This is a genomic window from Muriicola sp. E247, from assembly GCF_041358175.1.
Classification (GTDB): Bacteria; Bacteroidota; Bacteroidia; order Flavobacteriales; family Flavobacteriaceae; genus Muriicola.
In genome coordinates this window covers 102,442-127,521 of record NZ_JBGKBE010000005.1, presented here as the reverse complement: position 1 = coordinate 127,521, position 25,080 = coordinate 102,442, and the positions used below count along the sequence as shown (strand labels likewise).

General features: G+C 42.7%; 21 protein-coding genes. 13 read left to right on the top strand and 8 right to left on the bottom strand.

Annotation, left to right across the window (positions count from 1 at the left end; genetic code table 11):
* Positions 1 to 38 precede the first annotated feature (38 nt).
* The 4 genes from ACA086_RS09300 (at position 39) to ctlX (ending at position 4,953) form a co-directional block, all read left to right on the top strand.
* Positions 39 to 1,580, top strand: a complete 1,542-nt coding sequence (locus ACA086_RS09300; protein WP_371003043.1) for a glycogen synthase — start codon at positions 39 to 41, stop codon at positions 1,578 to 1,580.
* Positions 1,581 to 1,716: 136 nt separating this feature from the next.
* Positions 1,717 to 3,000: a citrate synthase gene (locus ACA086_RS09295; protein ID WP_371003042.1), complete on the top strand. Its 1,284-nt coding sequence runs from the start codon at positions 1,717 to 1,719 to the stop codon at positions 2,998 to 3,000.
* Between the two features lie 10 nt (positions 3,001 to 3,010).
* On the top strand, positions 3,011 to 3,925 hold the full coding sequence (locus tag ACA086_RS09290; protein ID WP_371003040.1) for a dimethylarginine dimethylaminohydrolase family protein: 915 nt from the start codon (positions 3,011 to 3,013) through the stop codon (positions 3,923 to 3,925).
* A 92-nt stretch (positions 3,926 to 4,017) separates the two neighbouring features.
* A complete protein-coding gene (gene ctlX / locus ACA086_RS09285) occupies positions 4,018 to 4,953 on the top strand; it encodes a citrulline utilization hydrolase CtlX (protein WP_371003039.1) in 936 nt (311 codons plus the stop codon).
* A 38-nt stretch (positions 4,954 to 4,991) separates the two neighbouring features.
* Here ctlX and ACA086_RS09280 read toward each other — a convergent pair whose 3' ends face one another.
* Together ACA086_RS09280 and ACA086_RS09275 are read right to left on the bottom strand one after the other, a co-directional pair.
* Positions 4,992 to 6,422, bottom strand: coding sequence for an SDR family oxidoreductase (locus ACA086_RS09280; protein ID WP_371003038.1), 1,431 nt, complete (start codon positions 6,420 to 6,422; stop codon positions 4,992 to 4,994).
* A 3-nt stretch (positions 6,423 to 6,425) separates the two neighbouring features.
* Positions 6,426 to 6,851: a hypothetical protein gene (locus ACA086_RS09275; protein WP_371003037.1), complete on the bottom strand. Its 426-nt coding sequence runs from the start codon at positions 6,849 to 6,851 to the stop codon at positions 6,426 to 6,428.
* A gap of 122 nt (positions 6,852 to 6,973) precedes the next feature.
* On the opposite strand from ACA086_RS09275, the gene argS reads away from it, so the two are divergent.
* Positions 6,974 to 8,758, top strand: coding sequence for an arginine--tRNA ligase (argS, locus tag ACA086_RS09270; protein ID WP_371003036.1), 1,785 nt, complete (start codon positions 6,974 to 6,976; stop codon positions 8,756 to 8,758).
* 48 nt (positions 8,759 to 8,806) lie between these two features.
* On the opposite strand, the gene ACA086_RS09265 is transcribed toward argS, so the two are convergent.
* The gene (locus ACA086_RS09265) at positions 8,807 to 9,538 is read right to left on the bottom strand and encodes a bacteriorhodopsin-like (protein ID WP_371003035.1); all 732 of its coding nucleotides are present in this window, start codon (positions 9,536 to 9,538) and stop codon (positions 8,807 to 8,809) included.
* Between the two features lie 128 nt (positions 9,539 to 9,666).
* On the opposite strand from ACA086_RS09265, the gene ACA086_RS09260 reads away from it, so the two are divergent.
* A complete protein-coding gene (locus tag ACA086_RS09260) occupies positions 9,667 to 10,521 on the top strand; it encodes a Brp/Blh family beta-carotene 15,15'-dioxygenase (RefSeq protein WP_371003034.1) in 855 nt (284 codons plus the stop codon).
* On the opposite strand, the gene ACA086_RS09255 is transcribed toward ACA086_RS09260, so the two are convergent.
* From ACA086_RS09255 to ACA086_RS09245, 3 genes are all read right to left on the bottom strand, one after another.
* Positions 10,518 to 13,067, bottom strand: coding sequence for a carboxypeptidase-like regulatory domain-containing protein (locus ACA086_RS09255; RefSeq protein WP_371003033.1), 2,550 nt, complete (start codon positions 13,065 to 13,067; stop codon positions 10,518 to 10,520). The genes ACA086_RS09260 and ACA086_RS09255 overlap by 4 nt on opposite strands.
* The gene (locus ACA086_RS09250; RefSeq protein WP_371003032.1) at positions 13,048 to 13,959 is read right to left on the bottom strand and encodes a FecR family protein; all 912 of its coding nucleotides are present in this window, start codon (positions 13,957 to 13,959) and stop codon (positions 13,048 to 13,050) included. The genes ACA086_RS09255 and ACA086_RS09250 overlap by 20 nt, the downstream gene beginning before the upstream one ends.
* A 109-nt stretch (positions 13,960 to 14,068) precedes the next feature.
* Positions 14,069 to 14,569 (bottom strand): RNA polymerase sigma factor, encoded by a 501-nt coding sequence (locus ACA086_RS09245; RefSeq protein ID WP_371003031.1) that lies wholly within the window; start codon positions 14,567 to 14,569, stop codon positions 14,069 to 14,071.
* A 124-nt stretch (positions 14,570 to 14,693) separates the two neighbouring features.
* Between ACA086_RS09245 and ACA086_RS09240 the strand changes: the two genes are divergently transcribed.
* The 4 genes from ACA086_RS09240 (at position 14,694) to ACA086_RS09225 (ending at position 21,058) form a co-directional block, all read left to right on the top strand.
* Positions 14,694 to 16,496, top strand: a complete 1,803-nt coding sequence (locus ACA086_RS09240; protein ID WP_371003030.1) for a hypothetical protein — start codon at positions 14,694 to 14,696, stop codon at positions 16,494 to 16,496.
* Between the two features lie 141 nt (positions 16,497 to 16,637).
* Positions 16,638 to 17,969 (top strand): signal recognition particle protein, encoded by a 1,332-nt coding sequence (gene ffh / locus ACA086_RS09235; RefSeq protein ID WP_371003118.1) that lies wholly within the window; start codon positions 16,638 to 16,640, stop codon positions 17,967 to 17,969.
* A 72-nt stretch (positions 17,970 to 18,041) separates the two neighbouring features.
* Positions 18,042 to 18,926, top strand: coding sequence for a bifunctional methylenetetrahydrofolate dehydrogenase/methenyltetrahydrofolate cyclohydrolase FolD (folD, locus tag ACA086_RS09230; protein ID WP_371003029.1), 885 nt, complete (start codon positions 18,042 to 18,044; stop codon positions 18,924 to 18,926).
* A 98-nt stretch (positions 18,927 to 19,024) separates the two neighbouring features.
* Positions 19,025 to 21,058: a M13 family metallopeptidase gene (locus ACA086_RS09225; protein WP_371003028.1), complete on the top strand. Its 2,034-nt coding sequence runs from the start codon at positions 19,025 to 19,027 to the stop codon at positions 21,056 to 21,058.
* Between the two features lie 46 nt (positions 21,059 to 21,104).
* Here the strand turns inward: ACA086_RS09225 and ACA086_RS09220 are convergent, their stop codons facing one another.
* Positions 21,105 to 21,260, bottom strand: coding sequence for a hypothetical protein (locus ACA086_RS09220; protein ID WP_371003027.1), 156 nt, complete (start codon positions 21,258 to 21,260; stop codon positions 21,105 to 21,107).
* A 122-nt stretch (positions 21,261 to 21,382) separates the two neighbouring features.
* Here ACA086_RS09220 and ACA086_RS09215 point away from each other — a divergent pair, with 122 nt between their 5' ends.
* From ACA086_RS09215 to ACA086_RS09205, 3 genes are read left to right on the top strand one after another with little or no spacing between them, the layout of a single operon-like run.
* Positions 21,383 to 23,119, top strand: a complete 1,737-nt coding sequence (locus ACA086_RS09215; protein ID WP_371003026.1) for an alpha/beta hydrolase-fold protein — start codon at positions 21,383 to 21,385, stop codon at positions 23,117 to 23,119.
* A gap of 3 nt (positions 23,120 to 23,122) precedes the next feature.
* The gene (locus ACA086_RS09210; protein ID WP_371003025.1) at positions 23,123 to 23,746 is read left to right on the top strand and encodes a DUF2306 domain-containing protein; all 624 of its coding nucleotides are present in this window, start codon (positions 23,123 to 23,125) and stop codon (positions 23,744 to 23,746) included.
* Positions 23,747 to 23,766: 20 nt separating this feature from the next.
* Entirely contained in the window at positions 23,767 to 23,958 is a 192-nt protein-coding gene (locus tag ACA086_RS09205; RefSeq protein ID WP_371003024.1) for a hypothetical protein, read from the top strand.
* A gap of 76 nt (positions 23,959 to 24,034) precedes the next feature.
* On the opposite strand, the gene ACA086_RS09200 is transcribed toward ACA086_RS09205, so the two are convergent.
* Entirely contained in the window at positions 24,035 to 24,994 is a 960-nt protein-coding gene (locus ACA086_RS09200) for an NmrA/HSCARG family protein (protein WP_371003023.1), read from the bottom strand.
* Between the last annotated feature and the right edge of the window lie 86 nt (positions 24,995 to 25,080).

Below are 25,080 nucleotides of genomic sequence, written 5' to 3'. Positions count from 1 at the left end.
AGGCTTTTTTTAACTTCCCTTATTTCCAGAACTCATCTATGAATCACTTTTTATTTGTCGCCGCCGAAAATGACGCCATTCCTAATTGCAAAGCAGGAGGAATGGGAGATGTGGTACGTGACGTACCCAGGCAGATTGCCGAACGGGGTGATATGGTTCATGTGGTGGTTCCGAGCTATTCAAGATTACATCTCAATGGGGAATTCTTGTCAGAACTTAGCTTTAGTTTAAACGGGAGACCCTATACGGCCGAACTCTACAAGGTGCCACCCAAGAAAGAACTGGAGAATATTCAACACTATGTAATTCACCATCCGGAGATTAAGGCAGGAGAGATAGGTAAAATTTATCACAATGATCCGGAGAAGCCGTTTTTCACTGATTCGAACAAATTTGCCATCTTTTGCACAGCAGTGGCCACAGCGATCAATAACGAGGCTTTTGGAACTTTAGACATTGTGCATTTACACGACTGGCATACGAGTCTTTTACTCTTTCTAAAAACCTATCACGCCAAATACGCTTCCCTTAAGAAATACAGATTTGTTTATAGCATTCACAACCTGGCCATACAGGGCATCCGTCCTTTTGAAGGGAATGAGGCATCGGTCAATACCTGGTTTCCCGAAGTGAGCTATGATATAAAACGACTGATGGACTATCGCTATCAGGACTGTATAAACCTTATGGCAACAGGGATAAGGCTTGCTGATGCGGTTCATACGGTTTCACCTTCGTATAAACGGGATATTTTACAGCCCAGCAGACCGCCTGAATTCATTGGAGGAGAGTCGCTTGAGAAGGATCTTCTGCAGGCCGATAATCAGGGTCGTTTGTTTGGGATATTAAATGGGAGTAACTACAAAAACATTCGATCGGCAAAACGGAATATGCTCTTTAAAAATGCCGTAAAGGCTATTTTTGGTTGGCTGCAGGAAGAGTCAAAGAAATACAAAGCCGATTTTCTTGCTCATACCGGGGAAAAGTTACTTCCCTATTTATACGAAAAACCAAAATTTATTTGCTCCAGTGTTGCCCGACTAACAGAGCAAAAATTCTTTTTCTTTAAGGAATCGCCTGAGGCACTTCTGGCTATTTTAGAGAAACTTGAAAAAGTAAACGGCATCTATATGGTCCTTGGGACAGGGGCTCCTGAATATGAGGAGTTGTTCAGGAAACTAAGCCGGGAACAGGAAAACTTTATATTTTTTAACGGGCAGTCTGAAGATGTGATCGACTCTATTTATCTGGAAACTGATTTGTATTTTATGCCCAGTCAGTTTGAACCTTGTGGGATTAGTCAGATGCTGGCCATGAGAAACGGTAATCCATGCCTTGTACACAGTACGGGGGGATTAAAGGACACTGTATCTCATCTTAAAACGGGCTTCGCGTTTGACGGGGACAGTTATGATGACAAGATCGCCAATATGCTCAGTTGTTTTGATGAGGCCCTGGATATTTATCAGAACAAACCTGAGAAATGGAAGACGATTAAGTCTGAGGCCAAAAAAATGCGCTTTACCTGGAAGAAATCTGTCGATGAATACTATCAGAAACTCTATAGTATTCAAAATTAGACAGATGTTTTTATCACTCTGATAAATTCTTCTAAAAATGTTCATTGTGTACGTATAAAGCCTTGCTTAGAATTGTTAAGAAGGCCCCTTTTTCTTACCTTTAACATCCCGTCAAAATAATCTCAAAATCACCTGCATGAAAGACAAAGCAATACTCGAATACGAAGGAAAAAAATACGAATTCCCTGTGGTTGAAGGCACAGAGCAGGAACTGGCCATAGATATCAAAACCCTGCGTTCCTCTACGGGAATGATCACGCTGGATCCCGGTTATAAAAACACAGGCTCCTGCGAAAGTGCAATAACCTATCTCGATGGGGAGAAAGGTATTTTGCGTTATCGCGGATATAATATCGAGGAATTAGCTAAAAAGGCTGATTTTCTCGAAGTTGCTTACCTCCTTATTTTTGGGGAACTACCCAATAAAGAAGAACTAGAACAGTTCCACGAAGACATCAGGCAGGAATCTCATGTAGACGAGGAGATGAAAAAGATCCTTGATGCCTTTCCAAAATCGGCTCACCCGATGGGAGTTCTTTCCTCCCTTACCAGTGCTTTAATAGCCTTTAATCCTTCTTCCGTAAATATTTCTTCGGAGAAAGAAATGTACTGGGCCATTATCAGGATAATGGCAAAATTTCCGGTTTTGGTAGCCTGGACAATGCGGAAACAAAAAGGACTTCCTCTCGACTATGGGGATGATTCCCTGGGCTATGTGGAGAACCTCCACAAAATGATGTTTAAGAGACCCAATAAGGAGTATGTAAAGAATAAGATTGTCATTGATGCCCTGGATCAGCTCCTTATCCTTCATGCCGATCACGAGCAGAACTGCTCCACTTCTACGGTGCGAATAACGGGATCATCGCATGCCGGACTTTTTGTGTCTCTTTCGGCGGGTATATCGGCCCTATGGGGTCCTCTGCACGGTGGGGCCAACCAGGCGGTATTGGAAATGCTGGAGGCTATAGAAGCAGACGGAGGTGATACACAGAAATATATGAATAAAGCCAAGGACAAGGATGATCCATTCCGATTGATGGGCTTTGGCCACAGGGTTTACAAAAACTTTGACCCCCGCGCCAAGATTATCAAAAAGGCAGCAGATGAAGTTCTTGGTGATTTAGGGATCGAAGATCCTATTCTCTCTATTGCTAAAGGCCTTGAAAAGGTGGCCCTCGAAGATCCTTATTTCGTAAAGCGAAAACTGTATCCCAATGTAGATTTTTATTCCGGGATCATTTACAGGGCTTTGGGTATCCCTACGGAGATGTTTACCGTAATGTTTGCAATGGGTAGACTACCCGGCTGGATTGCCCAGTGGCGCGAAATGCGATTGAGGGGAGAACCCATAGGCAGGCCGAGACAAGTATACATAGGCGAGAATGAACGACCTTTCGTTCCTCTAAAAAAGCGTTAGGCAGCTATCTATGCTTCAACTTAATGTAAGGGATGAGACTTCCCCGCTAAAAGCAGTAGTCCTTGGAATTGCTAACAGTCCCGGCCCTATCCCAAAGCCGGAGGAAGCCTATGACCCCAAATCGCTTGAACATATCCTGGCAGGGACCTATCCAAGGGAAAAGGATATGATAGGTGAAATGGAGGCATTTAACAGCGTGCTCAGGAAACATGGGGTTAAAGTATTCAGGCCTGAGGTCCTGGAGAATTGCAATCAGATATTTTCGAGAGATATCGCTTTTGTTATTGAGGATAAACTCATCAAAGCTAATATCCTTCCTGAAAGGGAAAAGGAGTTTGAAGCAATTATCCATGTTCTCGATGTCATCGACCCCAATAAAATCCTTATCCCACCTGAACCCGTCCATATAGAAGGGGGAGATGTGATGCCCTGGAAGGATTATATATTTGTTGGAACCTACAGGGGAGAAGACTATTCCGACTATATCACCGCACGGACCAATACCGAAGCGGTTGCCTATTTAAAAGAAGCTTTTCCGCATAAAAAAGTAAAATCCTTCGATCTGAGAAAATCAAATACAGATCCAAAACAGAACGCCCTTCATCTCGATTGTTGTTTTCAGCCTATTGGGAGAGACAAGGCCATACTTCATAAAAACGGCTTTCTTGTGGAAGAGGAATACGAATGGCTGCTGAACTACTTTGGAAAAGATCGAGTCTTTGAAATTGACAGCGAGGAAATGTACCAGATGTTCAGCAATGTGTTCTCTATTTCACCTGAAGTGATCGTTTCTGAGCGATCTTTTACCCGTCTCAACAACTGGTTAAGGGATCAGGGATTTACGGTAGAGGAAGTTCCATACAACGAAATCGGCAAACAGGAAGGCCTTCTGCGATGTAGTACCCTGCCCCTGATCAGAGACTAACTCCAGCAATTTCTTCCGATAAAATAAAGGTGGAAGTCCATCAAAAAAATCCGGTTAAAGAGCTACCTTTAGCCTGCAAATTTTTTCCTTCTATGCAGATTACAAATACCATATTAATGGTGAGACCGGTTCGTTTTCGAATGAACGAGGAAACTGCGGTCAACAACTATTTCCAGGAAGATATCGATATAAAAAATCAGACGATCAACCTGAGAGCCCAGCAGGAGTTCGACCAATTTGTGTCCCTTTTGAGATCAAAGGGAGTTGATGTGATAGTTGTAGACGATATTTATGAAAGAGATACCCCTGATTCTATTTTTCCAAACAACTGGGTGTCTTTTCACGCAAGTGGTACCGTAGGATTATATCCGATGTTTGCCGAGAACAGACGCAGGGAGCGACGTGAAGATATTCTGGATGTTCTGGAAGAAAAAGGATTTGAGATCAAAACGGTCATCGATTATACCTCGGCAGAAGAAGAGGGTCTGTTTTTAGAGGGGACAGGCAGTATTATTATGGACAGGGATCACCAGAAAGCTTATTGTGCCTTATCCCCCAGAGCAGATGAAGAGCTTTTTATAGAATTTTGCGAGGATATGGAATGTACGCCAATTATTTTTACCGCTTACCAGTCGGTAGATGGCAGCAGAATGCCCATATATCACACCAATGTCATGATGTGTATAGCAGAAACCTTTGTGGTAATTTGTCTCGATGCGATAGACGACAAAAAGGAACGAAGGAACGTTTTGAACCACCTTAAAGAAGACGGAAAAGAGATCATCGCTATCACCGAAGTTCAGCTGCAAAATTTTGCTGGAAATATGCTTCAGGTCATTGGGAAAGAGGAAAAAAGGTATCTGGCGATGAGTTCAGCTGCGTTTACAAGTCTGACACCCGAACAGATCACGGCAATTAACCGGCATTGTGAGATCCTTCACAGTCCCCTGGAAACCATTGAGACTTGCGGTGGCGGTAGTGCACGCTGTATGATGGCCGAAATATTCCTGCCACGGGCGGTAGATTAGCCTTCTGTAAATTGGAACAAGGAGCCGTCGTAGGGACCTCAGGTTTTTGCCCTGGAAATATTTCGAATCATTCCTCCGAAAATAAAGTAGTGAAAAGGGACAATGGAGTACCAGTATAGGCGACCTCTGAGTCCCTTGGGCCTGAAAGTAGCTGTCTGGTGAAGGACATTGTTCTTGTCAATCTTAAACTCCAGCCAGGCTTCACCCGGCAATCGCATCTCTGCAAATAAGAGAAGGCGTTTTCCTTTTTTATCTGCCAGCAGCACCCTCCAGAAATCGAGGGAATCTCCGGGATAAATCTTATCGGGATGTGTACGTCCCCTGCGTAGACCCACTCCGCCTGTAAGCTTATCGATAAAGCCCCTGATTTTCCATAGCCAGTTCCCGTAGTACCAGCCCTGTTCTCCTCCTATTTTCCAGATATTCCGCAAAACCTGGTCGGGATCATCTACTTTTATCTTCTTTTCATCTTTCAAAACCCCGTATTTAGGGACCTGAATATATTTTTCGAGGTTTTTCTGAAACCGCCCGCTTACCATACTGTCCTTCCAGCTACTGATAACAAGGTTCTGTTCAATTTTTTTAAATGCCATGTCGATGGCTTCCATATAAGTATGGGATTCCAGCTTGAGAAGGTCCTGCAGGCGGTTGTCTCTGGCCACAACTTCCATCTTCATACTATCTACCAGATTTACGGCCAGCTTATAGGAGGTGGAAGTCACAAAGTACAACCAGTAGGAGGATAATTTGGGTGTCATAATGGGCACGGTGATTATCCAGTTTTTAAAACCCCTGGCTTTCGCATATTGATGCAGCATTTCCTTGTAAGTAAGAATATCTTTTCCCCCAATATCAAATGAATCGTCATAGGTGTCTTCTCTGCCCAATACTCCGGAAAGGAAATTGATCACATCCCTTATTCCAATTGGCTGTGTCCTGGTCAAAACCCACTTTGGGGTAATCATTACAGGCAGCTTTTCACAGAGATCCCGGATAATTTCGAAAGAAGAGCTCCCTGAGCCTACGATAATCCCGGCCCGGAGCACGGTGAGGTGATAGGATCCCTGATAAAGGATATTTTCAACATTTTTCCTCGATTTTAAATGCTTTGAAAGTTCTTCATCATTGACAATCCCACTGAGGTAAATGACTTGTTTTACCCCACTTTGATTCATATAGGTATTGAAGTTTTCGGCAGACAGGGCTTCCTTTTCATCAAAATCCTGGGTAGAAGAACTCATGGAGTGGATGAGGTAATAACCTACATCAATATCCCCTGGGATTAAATCGGCTTTCACCTCTTTAAGGAAATCAATTTCTACTATCTCAATACGTGATAGTGTTTCCTCATCAACAGAAAGCCGTTTCTGATCTCTTACGGCGCAGACTACCTCATGGCCCAGCTCTAATAGCCTAGGTAAAAGGCGCATCCCAATATATCCGTTGGCTCCGGTCAGGAAAATTTTCATCGGTTAGAGATCTTCAATATGTGTAGGCGCATTGTCGGCTTTGTAATCCATCAATTTTTTAAAGAATTTCTGAATTGCCTTGGTGTCTGATCTCACTTTGATAAAGTAATGGTCGCGATAGATGGAATATACGGCCAGATCGCCTTTATAAATAGTGAGCTTGTAAAATGGGATGACCAGAGCAAAGGTTTCGAGCAGAGAACGAAATCTGACAATAATTCCTTTCGGTCTTATCTCTACATTGCAGCTATCCAGGTTGTTGTCAAGAATAAGGAGATTTCTGATTTCCAGGCTGGCTTCGGTAATAAATAACTTTGGCGACCCAATTCCGCCCATGGCCCATCGATCTTTCAGGGGAAATGGTTTGCCCACTTCCTCATCTATTTTTTGGGTAATTTCCTTGTTGTTATACGATACGTTGAGTAACATATTCTTTCTTTTTCATTAGCTGCATAAAGTTACCGAAAACATTGGGGAATACCGATTTGAAAAGGTATAAAAGCTTAAAAAATACGTAGTTTTGCATCTTTAAAGCAGGTCATTTAAAAACTATGGAGCAGCAACTTGTCTCAAAGGTAAAAGAAGCGGTTAACAAGCTTTACGAAGTGGACTTACCTTCGGTTGAAGTTCAACCCACAAGGAAGGATTTTGAGGGTGACATAACCCTGGTAATTTTTCCCATGCTCCGTTTTGTCAAAGGAAATCCCGAAAAGATAGGTACGGCCATAGGAGACTATTTATTGGATAAGGTTGCCGAAGTTTCAGGATTTAATGTCATTAAGGGATTTTTGAACCTCACTTTCTCCGATGCGTATTACCTCAGAGAGTTCAATACGATTCTAGGAGAGGAGAACTTCGGAATTGCGGAGGAAAAGAGAGAAGGGGCTGTAATGGTAGAATACTCTTCACCAAATACGAACAAGCCGTTGCATTTGGGCCATATCCGCAATAATCTTTTGGGATATTCAGTAGCGGAAATTCTGAAGGCTTCCGGGAACAAGGTGTACAAGACTCAAATCATCAACGATCGTGGGATTCACATATGCAAGAGTATGCTGGCCTGGAAGCGTTTTGGTAAGGGTGAAACACCTGAGTCTACTGGCCTGAAGGGAGATAAATTGGTTGGGAATTACTACGTTGCCTTTGACAAGGCCTATAAAAAGGAAATAGAGCAGTTGGTCAGTGAAGGTAAGAGCAGGGAGGAAGCTGAACAAAAGGCACCGATTCTTCTTGAAGCCCAGGAAATGCTTCGCCAGTGGGAGGCAGGTAATCAGGATGTGGTGGCCTTATGGGAAACCATGAATTCGTGGGTGTATAAGGGATTTGAAGAAACCTATGCCAATCTGGGAGTCGATTTTGACAAGTTGTATTATGAAAGTAACACCTATTTATTGGGGAAAGATGTGGTAGAGGATGGCCTCAATAGAGGCGTATTTTTTAAAAAGGAAGATGGGAGTGTCTGGATCGACCTCACTGATGAAGGTCTTGACGAAAAGATCGTATTGCGATCCGATGGTACGGCGGTCTACATGACACAGGATATCGGTACTGCCATACAAAGGGTAAAAGATTTTCCCGATATCAGCGGGATGGTTTATACTGTAGGGAATGAGCAGGATTACCATTTTAAGGTCTTATTCCTGATTCTAAAGAAGCTGGGCTATAATTGGGCAGATCATCTTTATCATCTCAGTTATGGGATGGTTGACCTGCCCAGTGGGAAAATGAAGAGCAGGGAAGGCACTGTAGTTGATGCTGACGACCTGATCAGGGATATGGCACAAACTGCAGAGGCGATCTCAGAGGAATTAGGAAAACTTGATGCTTATACAGAAAAAGAAAAACAGGGGTTGTACAGGATCATAGGTTTAGGAGCGTTAAAATACTATATCTTGAAGGTGGATCCCAAAAAGAGGATATTGTTCAACCCTGAGGAATCTGTCGATTTCCAGGGAAATACAGGTCCGTTTATTCAGTATACATACGCCCGAATACAATCTATTCTAAGAAAGGCTAATTTTGATCAATCATTTAAAAGAAATACTTCAACAAAAACTATTGAAGAATTGCATCCGAAGGAAAAGGAACTGATCAAATTGCTGCAACTTTTTGCAGGTGTTATACAGGCTGCTGCGGAGCAGTTCAGTCCGGCTCTTATTGCCAATTATATTTACGATCTGGTGAAGGAATTTAATTCATTTTACCAGCAGGTATCAATTCTGGGAGAGGAAGAAGAAGCGATCAGAGATTTCAGGGTATTACTCTCTGCAGAAGTAGCCGTGGTGATAAAGAGAGGATTTGCACTGCTGGGAATTCAGGTTCCGGATAGGATGTAATAAAAAAGACCGCTCGAGAGCGGTCTTTTCTATAATTGATCAGGAAAATTATTTTTCTTTACTCTGTGCTACAGCAAGGCCGTAGATTACAAGTCCGAATCCAATTTTATTGACGGCATCACCAATGTTGTAAATCACGTCCATATTGAGTCCGATATTACCGAGCCCATCGTACCATCCCGGAGTTCCTGCCATATATCCAAGGGGATAAATAGCCCATCCTACTAGTACGAACCAACACAGTGTTTTGTGAGCGCTCAACACAGAGCCTCCCGCCTGAACCGCCAGCTTTTTTGCTTCGCCAAACCAGATCTCATATACGATCCAGAAGTATGCGAGACCGGAGATTAATCCCCAGAAAGCAGCACTGTCTCTGTATACAGCTTCTCCGAAGTATCCGGTAACAAGCATTATTACAGAGGCAAAGATAAGGCGCCACATCAGAGACTTTTTGGCTCCTGCCACCTTAAGTATTAAAAAGAACTCAACACACATTAGTGGAACAGTCAAAACCCAGTCCACATAGCGGAAGAAAGTTGGGGATTCTGCAAATCCTGCCCAGTAATCCCTCATGTACCAGTAATGTACGGCAGCGATAAAAGTAATTAATCCTGAAACCAGGATTGAAGTTCTCCATTTTTTGTCAAAACTACTCATCGACAAAAAGAAAAATGCAGAGGCTGCCATCATGGCCATACAGCCAACAAAGAAGGTAAACCCTACATAATCATCGGTCGCCATTCTGGAGACCAGTGAAATTGATGCTAAAAAATTTTCCATAGATATAGAATTAGTTAATTTTGTTTAAATAAAAATAATAAAGATTAAACAATATTTCATAAATTTACATCCAGTATTTTATCGATTTGGAAAAAAAACAACAAAATATTAACACTTTCAGCGGTTTTATGATCGTGCTGACGTTTTTCTTCCTCTGGATCACTGTTAGTTTTAACATTGAAGCAGAGGCGGTTTTGGCCTATTTTCTAATTTTTACTTTTGGAATCTTACATGGGTCTAATGATCTGAAGCTTATACAACAGACTTCCTCCGCATCAAAGAAGATGTTTTTCTTCAGAGCTCTGGCCAGTTATGTGGCTGTAATAGCAATGACAGTAGTGTTTTTTGCAATCGTCCCAGCCCTTGCCCTTGTCTTTTTTATTCTGGCCAGCAGCTATCATTTCGGGGAACAACACTGGTCTGCCAGGGTTAAACCCTCTCCACTGTCCTATATTTTTTACAGCTGTTACGGTTTGGTGATCTTTTTTCTTCTTTTTTATACCAATGCAGAAGAAGTATCTTCTATCATTTATCAGGTGACCGGAATACAAATCCTGTCCACCTATTATCTCTATGTCCTATGTACTTCCTTTGGAGGATTTCTGGGTATTTACCTGTGGAGTCAAAGAAAAAAGGAGGTCAAAGTAAATATGGTGAAGGAGCTATTCTATCTCCTGGTTTTTGCGATAGTTTTTAAAACTGCCTCCCTCTTGTGGGCCTTCAGCATCTATTTTGTAGTGTGGCATAGTATCCCTTCGCTTATGGATCAGACTACCTACCTCTATGGGAAAGTCAATAAAAGTACCTTGCTTAAATACCTGAAAACTTCTTTTGTTTACTGGCTGATTTCCATGATTGGTCTGGGGATTCTGTATTTCCTGTTTCATGAAAAACAAGGGTTGTTTCTCTCCCTTATGATCTATTTCCTTGCGGCGATTACCTTTCCTCATGTCATTGTAATGAACCGCCTTAATCAGGGTTAAAAGCTAACTCTGAAACTCGCATTAGGAGTAAGGCCTAAGGAAATACTCTCCACAGTTTCGATTTCATTCTGCTCGTTCAACCGGTAATATATATTTAATACATTCCGCTTCCCAAAAATATTCAAAACCGAAGCTCCTGCCGATGCCTTCACCTTTTCGCTTATCTTAAAGTTATAAATAAGCGATGCATCAGCCCGCAAATAATCGGGGAGTCTGCTGCTATTGGGATCCTGATAGTTGATCCTATTGGGAAACACAGTGGTGATAATGGAGTTATTTCCTTCCTGTGGTTTTGTGTAAGGCTTGCCGGTTCGGTAGTTTAACCCTATCCCCAATTTGAGATTCCTGTAGTTATAAGTGCTTGCCAGGGTAGCGGTATGCCTGATGTCCAGATTATTTGGAAATTCATTTGGGGTAATGTCCTCAAAAAAATAGGTGTTATCATTGAAGGCATAACTCAGCCAACTACTAAATCGGTTGTTCTTGTAATTGACAAGGAATTCGCCCCCTTTGATGGTATAACTCCCGAGCTCACCATTGAACTGGTCTTCATTCTGAAATCCCTGAGTAGCAGTGCTGACGCCGCTTACCTCTTTGTAAAATCCTTCTAAACCGATAAACCATCTGTTCTTATCATAATTGATTCCCAAAGAAGCTTGTTTACTCTTTGTAATGGGCAGTTCATCGTTATCAGACAATATCCATCGTCTTTTTTCAATTCCCAGAAAATTCTGTTCGAGGTCGATAATCTGGTTTGTAGTCTGATTCTTGAATTCCCCCCTGAATTCCAGGCGAAAATCCGGCCAGAGCATATAACTCATATTTAAGCGGGGTTCAAGGATAATCTCCTCAAAGGTTCCCAGATTTTGCAGATAATTGAGGCGGGCACCCCCAAGAAATTCAAATTTTTGATCTGCCGACTTATATTGAAATTCACTAAAGAGGGCATGTGACCTGATAACACCTTTTACATTACTCATAAACGGAGGCTGGCTAACATCGGTAAAGTTTGTGATTCCTACTTCGGTAAACTGATACCCGTTCCTTGTGAGAAGTTCATCAGTAAGCTCGTAATCCGATAGGGCTTTAAAAGAGGATTCAAGAACCCTGTTGTTCTGGAAGAGGGTTTGCTGGCCATTGCCTTCAATATTCTGGGCATCGAGGTTGTATCGAGTGTAATAGGCATTGATTTGTGTGGAAAATCGATCAGACCACTCACTGGAGAGTCGGCCGCCAAAAGAAAAATTGGTCTGGTCGAGCAGGCTTTGATTTGTCCGGTTTGTAGCCTGATTGGTTTCCAGGTAGTCCAGATTATTGTTGATCTGTATGGCACTGACCCTCAATTTATGGTAGGCGTTGATATCGTACAATACCTTTGCTGTAAAATCATAAAAGTAAAAGTTCTCCTCCCTGTCGATCTCCTCATCAGTACCGTTGCTTCCTTTTACTTCAGTATCCTGGAATGCCCGTTCAAAGAATTGGTTGTAGGTGGGCGTATTTAGAAAGTCGGTTACCGACCTTCTGGCCGAAAATTGAACGGCCAGACGGTTCGATAAAGGAATATGCCCGTACATATCGCCGCTGATGAGATTAAAACCTCCGCCTCCGAAAATACCGTCCCGCACCTCGTCTTTGGTTTCCATACTGATAATACCGCTGACACCGTCTCCGTACTGTGGACTGGTGCCGTTTTTAATGATCGTTACCTGATCTGTCAGATAGGGATTGAAAGCAGAAATAAGACCGAAAAAGTGACCCGATTGATACATCTTTATTCCATCCCATAAAATGAGATTCTGGTCGTTGGTTCCACCCCTGATATTGATGTCTGATACAGTTTCATCAATACTTTTTATCCCGGGCAAGGCCTGTATGGTCTGCAGGATGTCGGGTTCTGATAAGCCGGGGAGTATACCAAAATCTTCAATGTCTAATAAGATACTCCCGTCTTTTTCACGGGAAATCCCCGTGGTTAGAAACTGATAGACGATTACTTCTTCCAGTTCCTGATAATTCAGGGCCAGTAAGAAAACAGGGCAGGCTGAATTATTCACAAGTTCTGAAGCACTTATATAGCGGGGTTTAAAGCCAAGAAACCGGATTCTAAGATGAGCATCCCGGGGAATATTTGTGAGGCTAAACTTTCCATCCATATCTGTAAGTACGGCCATGGAACTGCCCAGCACTTCAACGCTTGCTCCGGGGATATTGTTTTGGCCATAATTGTCATAGACAAAGCCACATATGTCTAAGGTTGTACTGGGGGTAATGGAAAAATACCGATCAGACAATTTACTAAAGCGAAGTTGAGTTTCTTTTTCAAGGGTGCGTAAAATAGCCGAAAGTTCTGTGTCTTCAACCGGCAATACTTTAAGATCCTTCAGGTCTTCATCGACATAGGAGAACTTCACGTTGAACTGTAACTCTAACTTTTGAAGATAGGGGATAAGGCCTACTTTACTCGTATCCTGGTCTTGCGCATTCGCAAGGATACCAAAAAGCAGTAAGATGCAAAAGAGGAATCTTTTAAGGCGCGGTATCTGCATAAAAGAGCACTTTATTCCCCTCTAAAGTAAATTTAATTTGAGAAGGAGTACTTATACTCTGTAACGCCAAATTTATGTTTGTGTTGCTGAATGTACCCGTAAAAAGTTCATTGAGATCAACGTTTTTGGTTTCAACCTCAACATTGTACTGTCGTTCAAATTCCTGCAAAACATAAGAGAAAGGAATACTTTTAAAAGTACTTTCATTATTAACCCATGAAGGTTCGGTTGCAGTAGCTGTCTGAACATCTGTAATTTTCCCGCCAATAACCAGAAATGAGCTGCCGGCAGCTAACTTTCTCTCTTCGTTCTGAAAGTTCACACTTACGAGGCCTTCATAACAAGTCACTTCAAAAAAGTCGTCCCTGCTTTCCACATTAAATTGAGTACCAAGCACACTAACGTCACCCATAGGGGTATTTACAGTGAATTTCTCTCCTTTGGCAACTTTGAAGAAAGCTTCTCCATCGAGGGATAACTTACGTTCTTTTTCCCAATTGCGTTCACTAAAAGAAAGTTCCGATCCTGCATTGAGGATTACTTCGGACGCATCCGGCAATACAATTTCTGTACGCTGGGCATATTCAGTAGTATAGGATTCATCTAAAGTGGAAATATAAAAGACCGTTGCTGCAATAAGTACTGTAACGGCGGCAGCAATACGCATCATATACCGGGCAGGGTGTAATTTTACAACCTTAGGCTCACGAACTCCCTGCTTCTTCTTAATGTCGGCCAGAGCACGATCCATATCAAAAGAAGGCGAAGTTAAGGTGCTGCTTGCCTCTACAATCTTTTGATAGGAAGCGTATTCCTCAGATTGCTTGAAGACAGCGAGTTCCTCCTCGCTTAATTCGTTATTTAGCCATTTGGCCAGGTAATTTTCTTGCATGATTTCTGCACTTTACTCCTATATAACACTCCAACCTTAAAAAACCCTACCGTTGATCGATATTTTTTTATTAATTCCTTCTGTAAGCCCTATAAACATTGCTTTCAGCCTATATGCCATCTATCTGTTCCCTGAGGCTTTTAAGTGCCAGGTGCATCCGTTTTTCGATAGCCTTTACGCTAACCCCTTCCATTTCGGCTATTTCAGCGTATTTTTTTCCGTCAATCCGGTTAAGGAGAAACACGGTACGCTGATTTTCCGGAAGGCTGTCCAGGGCACGGTCTAGTTTCTCCTTGAATTCTTTTTCTTCCAACAGAAACTCAGGAGATTCCTGGTTACGGTCCTTTGTTGCTTTTTCAGCGTACTTTAATCTGACCTTCTCCGCTTTTAATACATTAAGGTAAAGGTTGTTGGCCACTTTATACACAAAAGCCTTTGCTTTATCCGGTGCCACCTTGGCGCAGTTTTCCCAAAGCTTTACAAAAGCCTCTTGTACAGCATCGTAGGCCTTCTCTTCATTACCGTATTTATAATATATGTAATTAAAAATCGTTTTAGAATTGGATTTGAAGATTGTATTGAAAACCTGCTCTTCGCAAACATTATCCATATAGTGCCCCTCTTATTTGATAGATGTAAGCCAAAGATATTTTAAAAAAAATTAAAAACGGGGTAGGGTATTTTCTTAAAGAGGTGTTATAAGTCTGTACGAACAACAAAAAATCCAAATCGTTATGAAAAATGTTTTTAAGTATTCAGTGTTTTCCTTGCTTTTTATGGCAACACTGATGGTAACTTCCTGTCAGGAAGAGTTTGAAGAACTACCGCAGCCGGACGAGCAACAAACCATTATGGCCAGCTCATCAACGGCTCTTTTAATTGAAAAAACAACTTCCAATGACGGTTCCTATGACAATATCGTTGATGGAGCCAGCTGTTTTGCCCTGAATTTCCCATATACCGTTGAGGTAAATGGAATTGAAATCACCATCGATTCTAGAGAAGACCTTCATGTAATTGAAGAGATTTTTGACGCTATTGAAGATGATGTGGATGTATTGGATATAATTTTTCCAATTACGATTACCTTCAGTGACTTTTCAGAAGAAGTAATCAATAACAAGGAAGAGCTACGAGCCCTTGCTGAGGAGTGTATTGAAGGAGGTGATGATGATGATATTGAATGTATCGACTTCGTTTACCCTATTACCCTGTATACTTTCGATATCAATGAACAGCAAACCGGAAGCGTTACAGTAAACAGCGATCGGGAACTGAGATTATTTTTCAAAGGTCTGGATGACGATGACCTGATCAGTATCGATTTTCCTGTTACCCTCGAACTGTATGACGGAACTCAGGTTACCGTTAGATCTAATGCCGAATTAGCCGCTGCTATAGAGAATGCTAAGGAAGCTTGTGACGAAGACGATGATAATGATTATAATGATGACGATTTTACCCTGGAAAGATTTAATAATCTTATTACAGAATGTCCATGGTTAGTCAACGAAGTACAACGCGATGCAATTAATCAGACCGATCAGTACTTCGAGTATCTGATGAACTTCACTGAAGACGGAGCTGTAACTGTAAAAGACCGATTAGGTAATGTTCTTAACGGAACATGGAGTACCCGAATTACGGATCACGGAGTATTGTTGAATCTTGAATTTGATGTACTGGTCGACTTCACCCTGGAGTGGTTTGTATATGAAATAGAACCCGGTAAGATCAAATTGTACGCAGAAGGTGGAAACAGGATCATACTGAGATCAGTATGCGATGTTTACAACGAAGACCCCAATACCTTACGTGAAATATTAAGGGAATGTGCCTGGGTGATCAAAAAAGTGAAGAATAATGGTGAGGAAATTGATCGTCTGCTTGGATATGAATTTAAGTTCATGGCTGAAGGTGTAGTTACCCTGAGCAACGGAGTTAATACTTCTACTGGTTCCTGGGAAATTACTACCAATACACAGGGGCGACTCGTAATGGGCCTTACTTTTGGCGAGGATCCAAATAATCCCGACAGGATAGATCCTAATCCGAATGAAATTTATTTTGAATGGTTATTAAGTGACCTGAGAAATGATCGTTTGAAATTCGATATAGAGGGAACTGCCTATGAATTGATCCTTCAGAGAGTATGTGAAGATGCTCCTAACACTCCAGATGGTGATGTCCTTGAGATCAGGAATGTGATGATGGGTGGAGAATGGATGGTTGCGCAGTACAAAGACGGCGAGGTGGATGAAACTCAGAACTATATGCCCTATACCTTTGGATTTGGTGCAGAGCATGTGATGAGCATCACTACCGGACAGACCGGGGTAACCCAGGCCGGAGTTTGGAGAGTACTTCGCAACAGCGATGGCAAACTCAAAGTATATCTGAATGCCGGAGTGGAAGGTGATCTCGCTGAATTGACAGATGACTGGGACTTTGTTTCTATGGAGAGCAACAGAATAGAGCTTAAAAGTTACAATGATGCTAATGCAAGCTATGATGTATTAGTCTTCGAAAAGCCATAGTACACCATATTTGTCCCCAAATTTTGATAAAAGGGCCGCTTCAAACCGAAGTGGCCCTTTTTCTTTTTAGATTTCCTCCACCAGACTTCCCTGATCCCGATCCAATTGTTAAATTTGCATTCCTCTAAAGATGAAGTGGATATGTTCGATAATTTAAGTGAGAAACTAGATAAAGCCCTGCACGTTTTAAAAGGCCATGGGCAGATCACTGAGATCAATGTGGCTGAGACCACCAAAGAAGTTAGAAGAGCCCTCCTTGATGCTGACGTCAATTTTAAGATCGCCAAGGAGTTTACCAATAAGGTAAAAGAAAAAGCCCTCGGTCAGAACGTGCTTACTACACTGCAGCCGGGACAGTTGATGGTCAAAATCGTCAAAGACGAACTCACACAGCTTATGGGAGGAGATGCCGAAGGGATAGATCTCTCGGGCAATCCATCCATTATTCTGATGTCGGGTTTGCAGGGATCGGGTAAAACTACCTTTTCCGGAAAGCTGGCACATTTTCTCAAAACAAAGAAGACCAAATTTCCTTTGCTGGTAGCCTGTGATGTTTACAGACCTGCCGCAATTGACCAATTGCACGTCGTTGGAGATCAAATAGGCGTGCCGGTCTATTCAGACAAAGAAAATTCTGATCCTGTAGCAATAGCCAAGGCAGGGATTGCACATGCTAAAGCCAATGGTCAGAACGTGGTCATTATTGATACCGCGGGGCGTCTGGCAGTGGATGAGCGTATGATGACAGAGATTTCTAACATCAGAAATGCTCTTGAACCCCAGGAAACACTTTTTGTCGTCGATGCCATGACGGGACAGGATGCCGTAAATACGGCTAAGGCTTTTAATGATGTCCTGAATTTTGACGGGGTGATTCTTACCAAACTCGACGGTGATACCAGAGGTGGTGCAGCCATTTCCATCCGATCAGTTGTGGAAAAACCGATAAAGTTCATTGGGACAGGCGAAAAAATGGATGCCCTGGACGTTTTTCATCCAGACAGGATGGCCGACCGTATTCTTGGGATGGGAGATGTGATTTCCCTTGTTGAAAGAGCCCAGGAACAGTTCGATGAAGAGGAAGCGAGAAAGATCCAGAAAAAAATTGCCAAGAATACCTTTGGTTTTGACGACTTTCTAAAGCAGATCCAGCAGATCAAGAAAATGGGGAGTATGAAAGACCTTATGGGGATGATTCCCGGCGCAGGAAAAGCGCTTAAAGGGATGGATATAGATGACGATGCCTTTAAACATGTGGAGGCTATTATTCATTCGATGACCCCTGATGAAAGGTCTAACCCTTCTAAATTGGATGCAAGCAGGAAAAAACGAATCGCCAGAGGAAGTGGCCGAACGGTGCAGGAGGTAAACCAGTTGCTCAAGCAATTCAACCAGATGGGAAAAATGATGAAAATGATGCAAGGTGGGGGAGGGAAGAAAATGATGCAAATGATGGGTGGTCTCAAGGGCTAGACGGGTAAGGTTTACCCTCCATTTTAAACATATGCAAATAGTAAACAACAGGAATAACATAACTAGGCAGGCATGGTCATATTAGACGGCAAAAAAATCTCCAACCAAATCAAGGATGAAATTGCAACAGAAGTTGCAAAGATGAAGGAAAGGGGAGAGAAGGTGCCTCATCTTGCCGCAGTTCTTGTTGGGAATGACGGTGCAAGCTTAACATACGTTGGAAGTAAGGTTCGATCCTGTAAGCGCATCGGCTTCGAATCTACCCTAAAACATTTACCGGAAGATACCAGTGAAGAAGACCTGCTGAGTTTGGTTAATGACCTCAATGAGGATCCGGAAATTGACGGGTATATAGTTCAATTACCCTTGCCCAAACACATCGATGAAGAAAAAGTGCTGATGGCCGTACATCCTGATAAGGATGTCGATGGATTCCATCCGACAAATTTTGGGAAAATGGCGCTGGATATGGAAACTTTTATTTCAGCCACCCCTTATGGCATCATGGAACTTCTTCGCAGGTATGAAGTTGATACCGAAGGGAAACACGCAGTGGTTATCGGACGAAGTCATATTGTGGGAAGACCCATCAGTATTCTGATGAGTCAGAAGGGAAAAGCCGCCAATGCTACGGTAACCCTTTGTCACAGCCGTACAAAAAATATCAAAGAATTAACCCTGCAGGCAGATATTGTAGTTTCTGCCCTGGGGGTACCACATTTCCTGAAAGCAGACATGGTAAAACCTGGTGCGGTGGTCATTGATGTAGGGATTACCCGGGTTGAGGATAAGTCGAAAGAAAAGGGATATTATATTACCGGGGATGTCGACTTTGAGAAGGTGAAAGAAAAGGCCTCCTATATTACCCCTGTACCTGGTGGAGTGGGCCCTATGACCATCGCTATGTTATTAAAGAATACCTTGTTGGCAAGAGAAAGACACCGGGTAAATGTCTGATTTCCGGTTAGAACATGAGAGAATCCATATTTTAACACCTAAGTTGTAACAATCCCGGTCTCCGGGAGTCAAATTAAAACGAACTAAATAGAAACATTATGATCAAAAAATTAATGTACGGTATACTTGCCGTAACCCTTCTTGTTTTCACATCCTGCAAGTCAGATGGAAAAGAGGAAAAAGAACTCACCTCCGGGGTGCTTACACAATACATGGACACCCTGGTGAAGCCCGGAGATAATTTTACAGCCTATGTCAATGGGACATGGGTAAAAAACACACCCATACCGGATGACAAAGCCAGCTATGGTGTTGGATATATAGTGCATGAAGAATCTGAAGATAACGTCAAGAAAATTATCGAGGAGTCTTCCGAGGGAGATTTTCCTGCCGGATCGGACGAACAGAAGGTAGGCGACCTATTTAAGTCCTATACCGATTTTGAAATACGAAACGAAATTGGTGCGGCGCCTCTTCAGCCTGAGTTTGACAAGGTAGACGCCTTGGAAGACTATGATGATCTCGCTGAATATTTCGCTTATGCCAATAAAATGGGAATCAACGTGCCCCTGGCACTTTTCGTTTATCAGGACTTTAAGAACCCTACTATTTATACAGTATACACCTGGCAATCGGGACTGGGACTGCCAGACAGAGAGTATTACCTCAAAGACGATGAAAGATCCAAAGAAATTCAAGCGAAGTATCTGGAGCATATAGAAAAAATGCTGACGCTTGCCGGCCTGCCAGATGCATCCTCTTCGGCTTCTGCCATCATGAATCTGGAAACTACTCTGGCTGAAAAGCACCTGGAAAAAGAGAAAACCAGAGACCTGGTATCCTTGTATAACATGTTCCCTGTAGACACTCTGAGCAACATCATGCCTCAGTTCAACTGGACGGCATTCCTGGGGGAAGCCGGTCTGGCCGAACAGGATAAATTGGGAGTATTGATGCTGGATTATACCAAGGCACTTGATAACATTATTACTTCAACAGATCTCAATACCTGGAAGACCTACCTTAAATGGGGTGTTGTTGATGCCTATGCCTCCAGATTAAATGAGGAAATGGACAAGCAAAACTGGGAATTTTACAGTAAGGAACTCAGGGGTACCAAGGAACAACGTCCTTTGTGGAGACGTGGAGTATCTGTAGTTAATGGTACCATGGGCGAAGTTGTAGGGAAGGTTTATGTAAAGAAACACTTTCCACCGGAAGCTAAAGAACGTATGGAAACTTTGGTGGATAATTTAATGAAGGCGTATGAAGCCAGTATTAATGAGCTCGATTGGATGAGTGATGAAACTAAAAAGGAAGCCCTCGACAAGCTAAGTAAGTTTACACCTAAGATCGGATATCCTAATAAATGGAAAGAGTACGATTTTGAGATTAAAGAAGATGATCTGTTCGGTAATATGCAGCGATCACAACTCTATGAGTACAATCGTGAATTGACTAAACTTGGGCAGCCCATCGATCGTGAAGAATGGGGAATGACTCCTCAGACGGTGAATGCCTATTACAACCCCACTTTAAATGAAATCGTATTCCCGGCGGCTATCCTACAACCTCCTTTCTTTGATCTAAACGCCGATGACGCCGTAAACTACGGAGCTATTGGGGCGGTAATTGGCCATGAGATCGGCCATGGCTTTGACGATAGTGGTAGTACCTTCGATGGTGATGGGGCGATGAGAAACTGGTGGACAGATGCGGACAAGGAAGAGTTTAAAAAACGAACCGGAGCCCTGGTAGAGCAGTATAACTCCTATGAAGTGTTACCAGGCCTGAATATTAACGGCGAATTTACCCTTGGGGAAAATATCGGTGATCTGGGAGGATTGAGTATTGCGTTAAAAGCCTATAACATGTCACTCAATGGAGCTGAAGCTCCTGTCATGGATGGCTATACCGGAGAACAACGGGTATTTATTGGTTATGCCCAGGCATGGAGATCAAAAGCCAGAGATGAAGCCGTACGTGTTCAGATCAATACAGATCCGCATTCTCCTGCAGATTTCAGGGTAAACGGAGTGGTGAGAAATGTGCCTGAATTTTATTCTGCATTTAATATACAGGAGGGAGACAGTCTCTACCTGGCTCCTGAAAAAAGAGTGAAAATCTGGTAAATCTTTTTATAGAAAGAGAAAAAAACCCTCCATCAGGAGGGTTTTTTTATTTTGGTATTTCCCGCGATTCGTAGCTGCTCTGAGTGGAATCATTAGGTGTAAGTATGTCGATATCACTTTCACCTTCTTCATTGGTACAACTCCACGTACAGATGATAGCCAGGATCACCAAGAGGAAATAAATCACATAGGGACGTTTCATAGCTCAATAATTTAGTAGGTATGATTACCGAGTTACTGATTAATTAAAACGTGGAAAAAAACGGTTTGGTATTGGTGACATTCCCAAAAATAGGTACCTTTTATCGAAAATATTTCGGTGTAATGAAACGAATTTTCCTCTTTTTCAGCGGTGTTTTGGTCTTTTTAGTAGGTTGCGGCGGTCCTGTAGCCTCTGGAACAAACAGTAATATATCAATATCAATCCCGGATTCACAAAGTGAAAATGCCCTTGACGGTAGGTTATTATTGATGCTGGCCAAAGACAATGCCGTAGAACCCAGGTTTCAGATCAATGGGGGCCTCAAAACTCAGTTGATTTACGGGATGAATGTCAACCAGATGAAACCCGGACAAGCCACAGTTTTTGATGCTGATGCCTTAGGCTTCCCTATAGCGCATCTTTCTGAGATACCACCGGGGGAGTACTGGGTACAGGCACTCCTTCATGTGTATGAGACTTTTGATCTGGCCACTGGTCATACAGTAAAGCTCCCCATGGATAATGGGGAAGGGCAGCAATGGAACAGATCGCCGGGCAATTTATACAGTACTCCTCAAAAAATTACCGTTACGGATAATGGTATAGGATCCTTAGAAATTCTTTTAGATCAGAAGATTCCGCCTATTGTAGAACCCGAAGACACCGAGTGGATAAAACACATTAAAATTAAATCTGAAAAGCTATCCGAATTCTGGGGTCGGGATATGTATCTGGGGGCGCATGTTTTACTCCCTAAGGGATTTAAAGAACACCCGGAAGCAAAATATCCTCTTATGATTTTTCACGGGCATTTTCCTGACGATTTTGGAGGCTTCAGGACAACACCCCCGGATCCCAATCTTGAGCCCGAATACTCCGCCAGATTTGACGTAGAAGGCTATAACATCATTCAACAGCAAGAGGCATACGACTTTTATAAACGCTGGAATGATCCTGATTTTCCCAGATTCCTGATCATTGAAATCCAGCATCCAACACCGTATTATGATGATTCATATGCAGTAAATTCGGCTAGTCAGGGCCCCTACGGAGATGCGATTACCTATGAACTCATTCCTCATATTGAAAAGGAATTCCGGGGTATGGGGGAAGGTTGGTCACGATTCCTTTACGGTGGTTCTACCGGGGGCTGGGAGGCCCTGGCAGTACAGGTAAAATACCCGGAAGAATACAATGGATGCTTCGCTGCCTGTCCTGATCCAATAGATTTCAGGGCGTATTGCCTAACCGACATATACGGGGACGAGAACGCCTATTTTTATGAAAGTGATTTTAAAGATTTGGAAGTGCCGGCACACAGAGACTACCTGGGGCATATTCAGAGTACTGTAAAAGATGAGAACCACCTTGAACTGGTGTTGGGCGATAAATCGCGTTCAGGCCAGCAGTGGGATATCTGGGAGGCAACCTATTCTCCTCAAGGGGAAGATGGGTATCCCCAGCGACTATGGGATAAGGTGTCGGGTGATATTGATCACAGTGTGGCCGAATACTGGAAAGAAAATTATGATCTCCGGTATATTCTGGAGCGCGACTGGGATAAACTGGGGGAAAAGCTAAAGGGGAAGATTCATATCTACTGCGGCGATATGGATAATTATTACCTTAATAATGCCGTATATCTGATGGAGGACTTCCTTGAAAGTACCACTGATCCTTACTACAATGGGGAAGTGAAATACGGTGACAGGGCAGAACATTGCTGGAACGGGGATCCAGAGGAACCCAACCATATCAGTCGCCTGCGATATAACAGCATGTACGTCCCCAAGATTATGAAAAGAATAGCTGAAACTGCTCCTGAAGGTGCTGATCTGAATAGCTGGAGGTACCGGTAAACTATGAAAAATACAACCAATAAATTCGCCTGGATCATCTTTGCCATAATGGCGATTTCTATTGGTTTGTATCCCCTGACATACTTTTTAATTGACAGGGAATTTGGACTGCTTGCATCCAAGAGCGATGCCTTGTTGTCTAACGTCATCTGGAATACTGGCTTTTATGGTCATATCCTCTTTGGCGGATTGGCATTGCTTGTAGGGTGGGTACAATTCCACAAGGAATTCAGAAACCGAAATTTAAAACGGCACAGGCTCATCGGCAGGATATATATGATTGCCGCACTCGTGAGTGGCAGCTGCGCTATTTACATTGGTTTTTATGCTACGGGCGGACTCATTTCATCCATCGGATTTATTAGCCTCGGGATACTGTGGTTATGGACCACCTATATGGCTTTTAAGGCGATACGGAATAAGGATATTTCCCTTCACCAGGGATTTATGATATACAGCTATGCACTGTGCTTTGCAGCAGTTACCCTTCGTATCTGGTTGCCCTTGCTTACTCTGATATTTGGGGAATTTATCACAGCCTACAGGATCGTAGCCTGGCTTTGTTGGGTACCCAATTTAATTTTCGCCTTTTTCTGGGTACGTCGCAGGGGACTGATCCTCGGGTGAAATTGATAGAAATGGGAAAAATGAAACTCAGAAAATACGCAATACAAATATTTGTAGCAATGGTGTTGTACATCATTGTATCCCTTATTTTAGAAAAGGATTATTCCAGGGATATTCTCATCAGGGAGGCTGGAGAAGGTTTTATTTTTGGTATTCTTTACGGTTTATATCTTTTTCTCAGAAATCGTTTCAGGAAAAAAGAAGAAAACTGATCCTAGAATAAAAATGCCCCTATAAACTAGGGGCATCACTCTTATTTTATGTAGCAGACTAAAAGTGTCAGTCTGTTCAGGCAGTTTCCTTGTGTACCGGAATTTTGGCTTGGTTCTTTCTTAACCAGGCTTTAAAGGTTTGAAGTTCAGGGTTGAGCTTTCGCGACTCATCTACGTTTCTGGCCTTGCGGAATACTGATTCAAATTGGGTTTTAAACTGGTACATATTCCCCAGATCTTCTGCTCCGGGGAATCCAAAGGACCTGTACACTTCAGGTGGTACGGCATTGTATTTCACTTTTTTGCCCAACACCTCGGTAAATATTTCCGCCATTTCCATGCCACTGAGATGTTCACCGGCTATACCGACAGTCTTTCCCATATATTTGTTTCCTTCTTTTAAAATGCCAAGCACGCATTTTCCTATATCAGCAACGGCTATACCCGGCATTTTAGCTTCCGCCAACGGGAAGGTGATAGCAAGTTCTCCATCCGGACCTTTTTGTGGTTCCGCTCCGAAATAAATAAAATTTTCCCAGAAAAATGATGTCAATAACAAGGTGTAAGGAACTCCGCTTCTTTCAAAATAGGCATTGGAGACCCCTTTGGCATCAAAGTGAGGAACTTTGTATTTCCCCATTAAGGTTGGCATGCTGTTATCATCTAACGGAACCCATCTTCGCGTATCTTCAAGGGTAGACCAAATTACATGCGAGAGTTCGGCTTCTTTTGCTGCCTCAGCCATGTTTCTTGCGTTATCCATCTCTTTTTCAGGAGAAAAGTGCTCCCAGAAAAAGGTGACACAAAAAGCGCCATAGGCTCCTTTAAATGCTTTAACCAGGCTCGATTTGTCTGAGATGTCGGCTTCGATAACTTCAGCACCTTTTTTAGCGAGGGCTATCGATTTGTCGGAATCAGAATTACGGGTGATCGCCCTTACGGCATATTCACCTGAGGGGTCATTGAGCAGGGCTGCTACAACCGCACCTCCCTGTGCGCCTGTTGCACCCACAACGGCAATAATTTTTTTTTCCATGATTGGGTTGTTTGAGAAAGATTAATCCCTTTAAGATACAAAAAAACGAGTATTTTCCATCAAAAAATTGATATATCCTCCTGGAA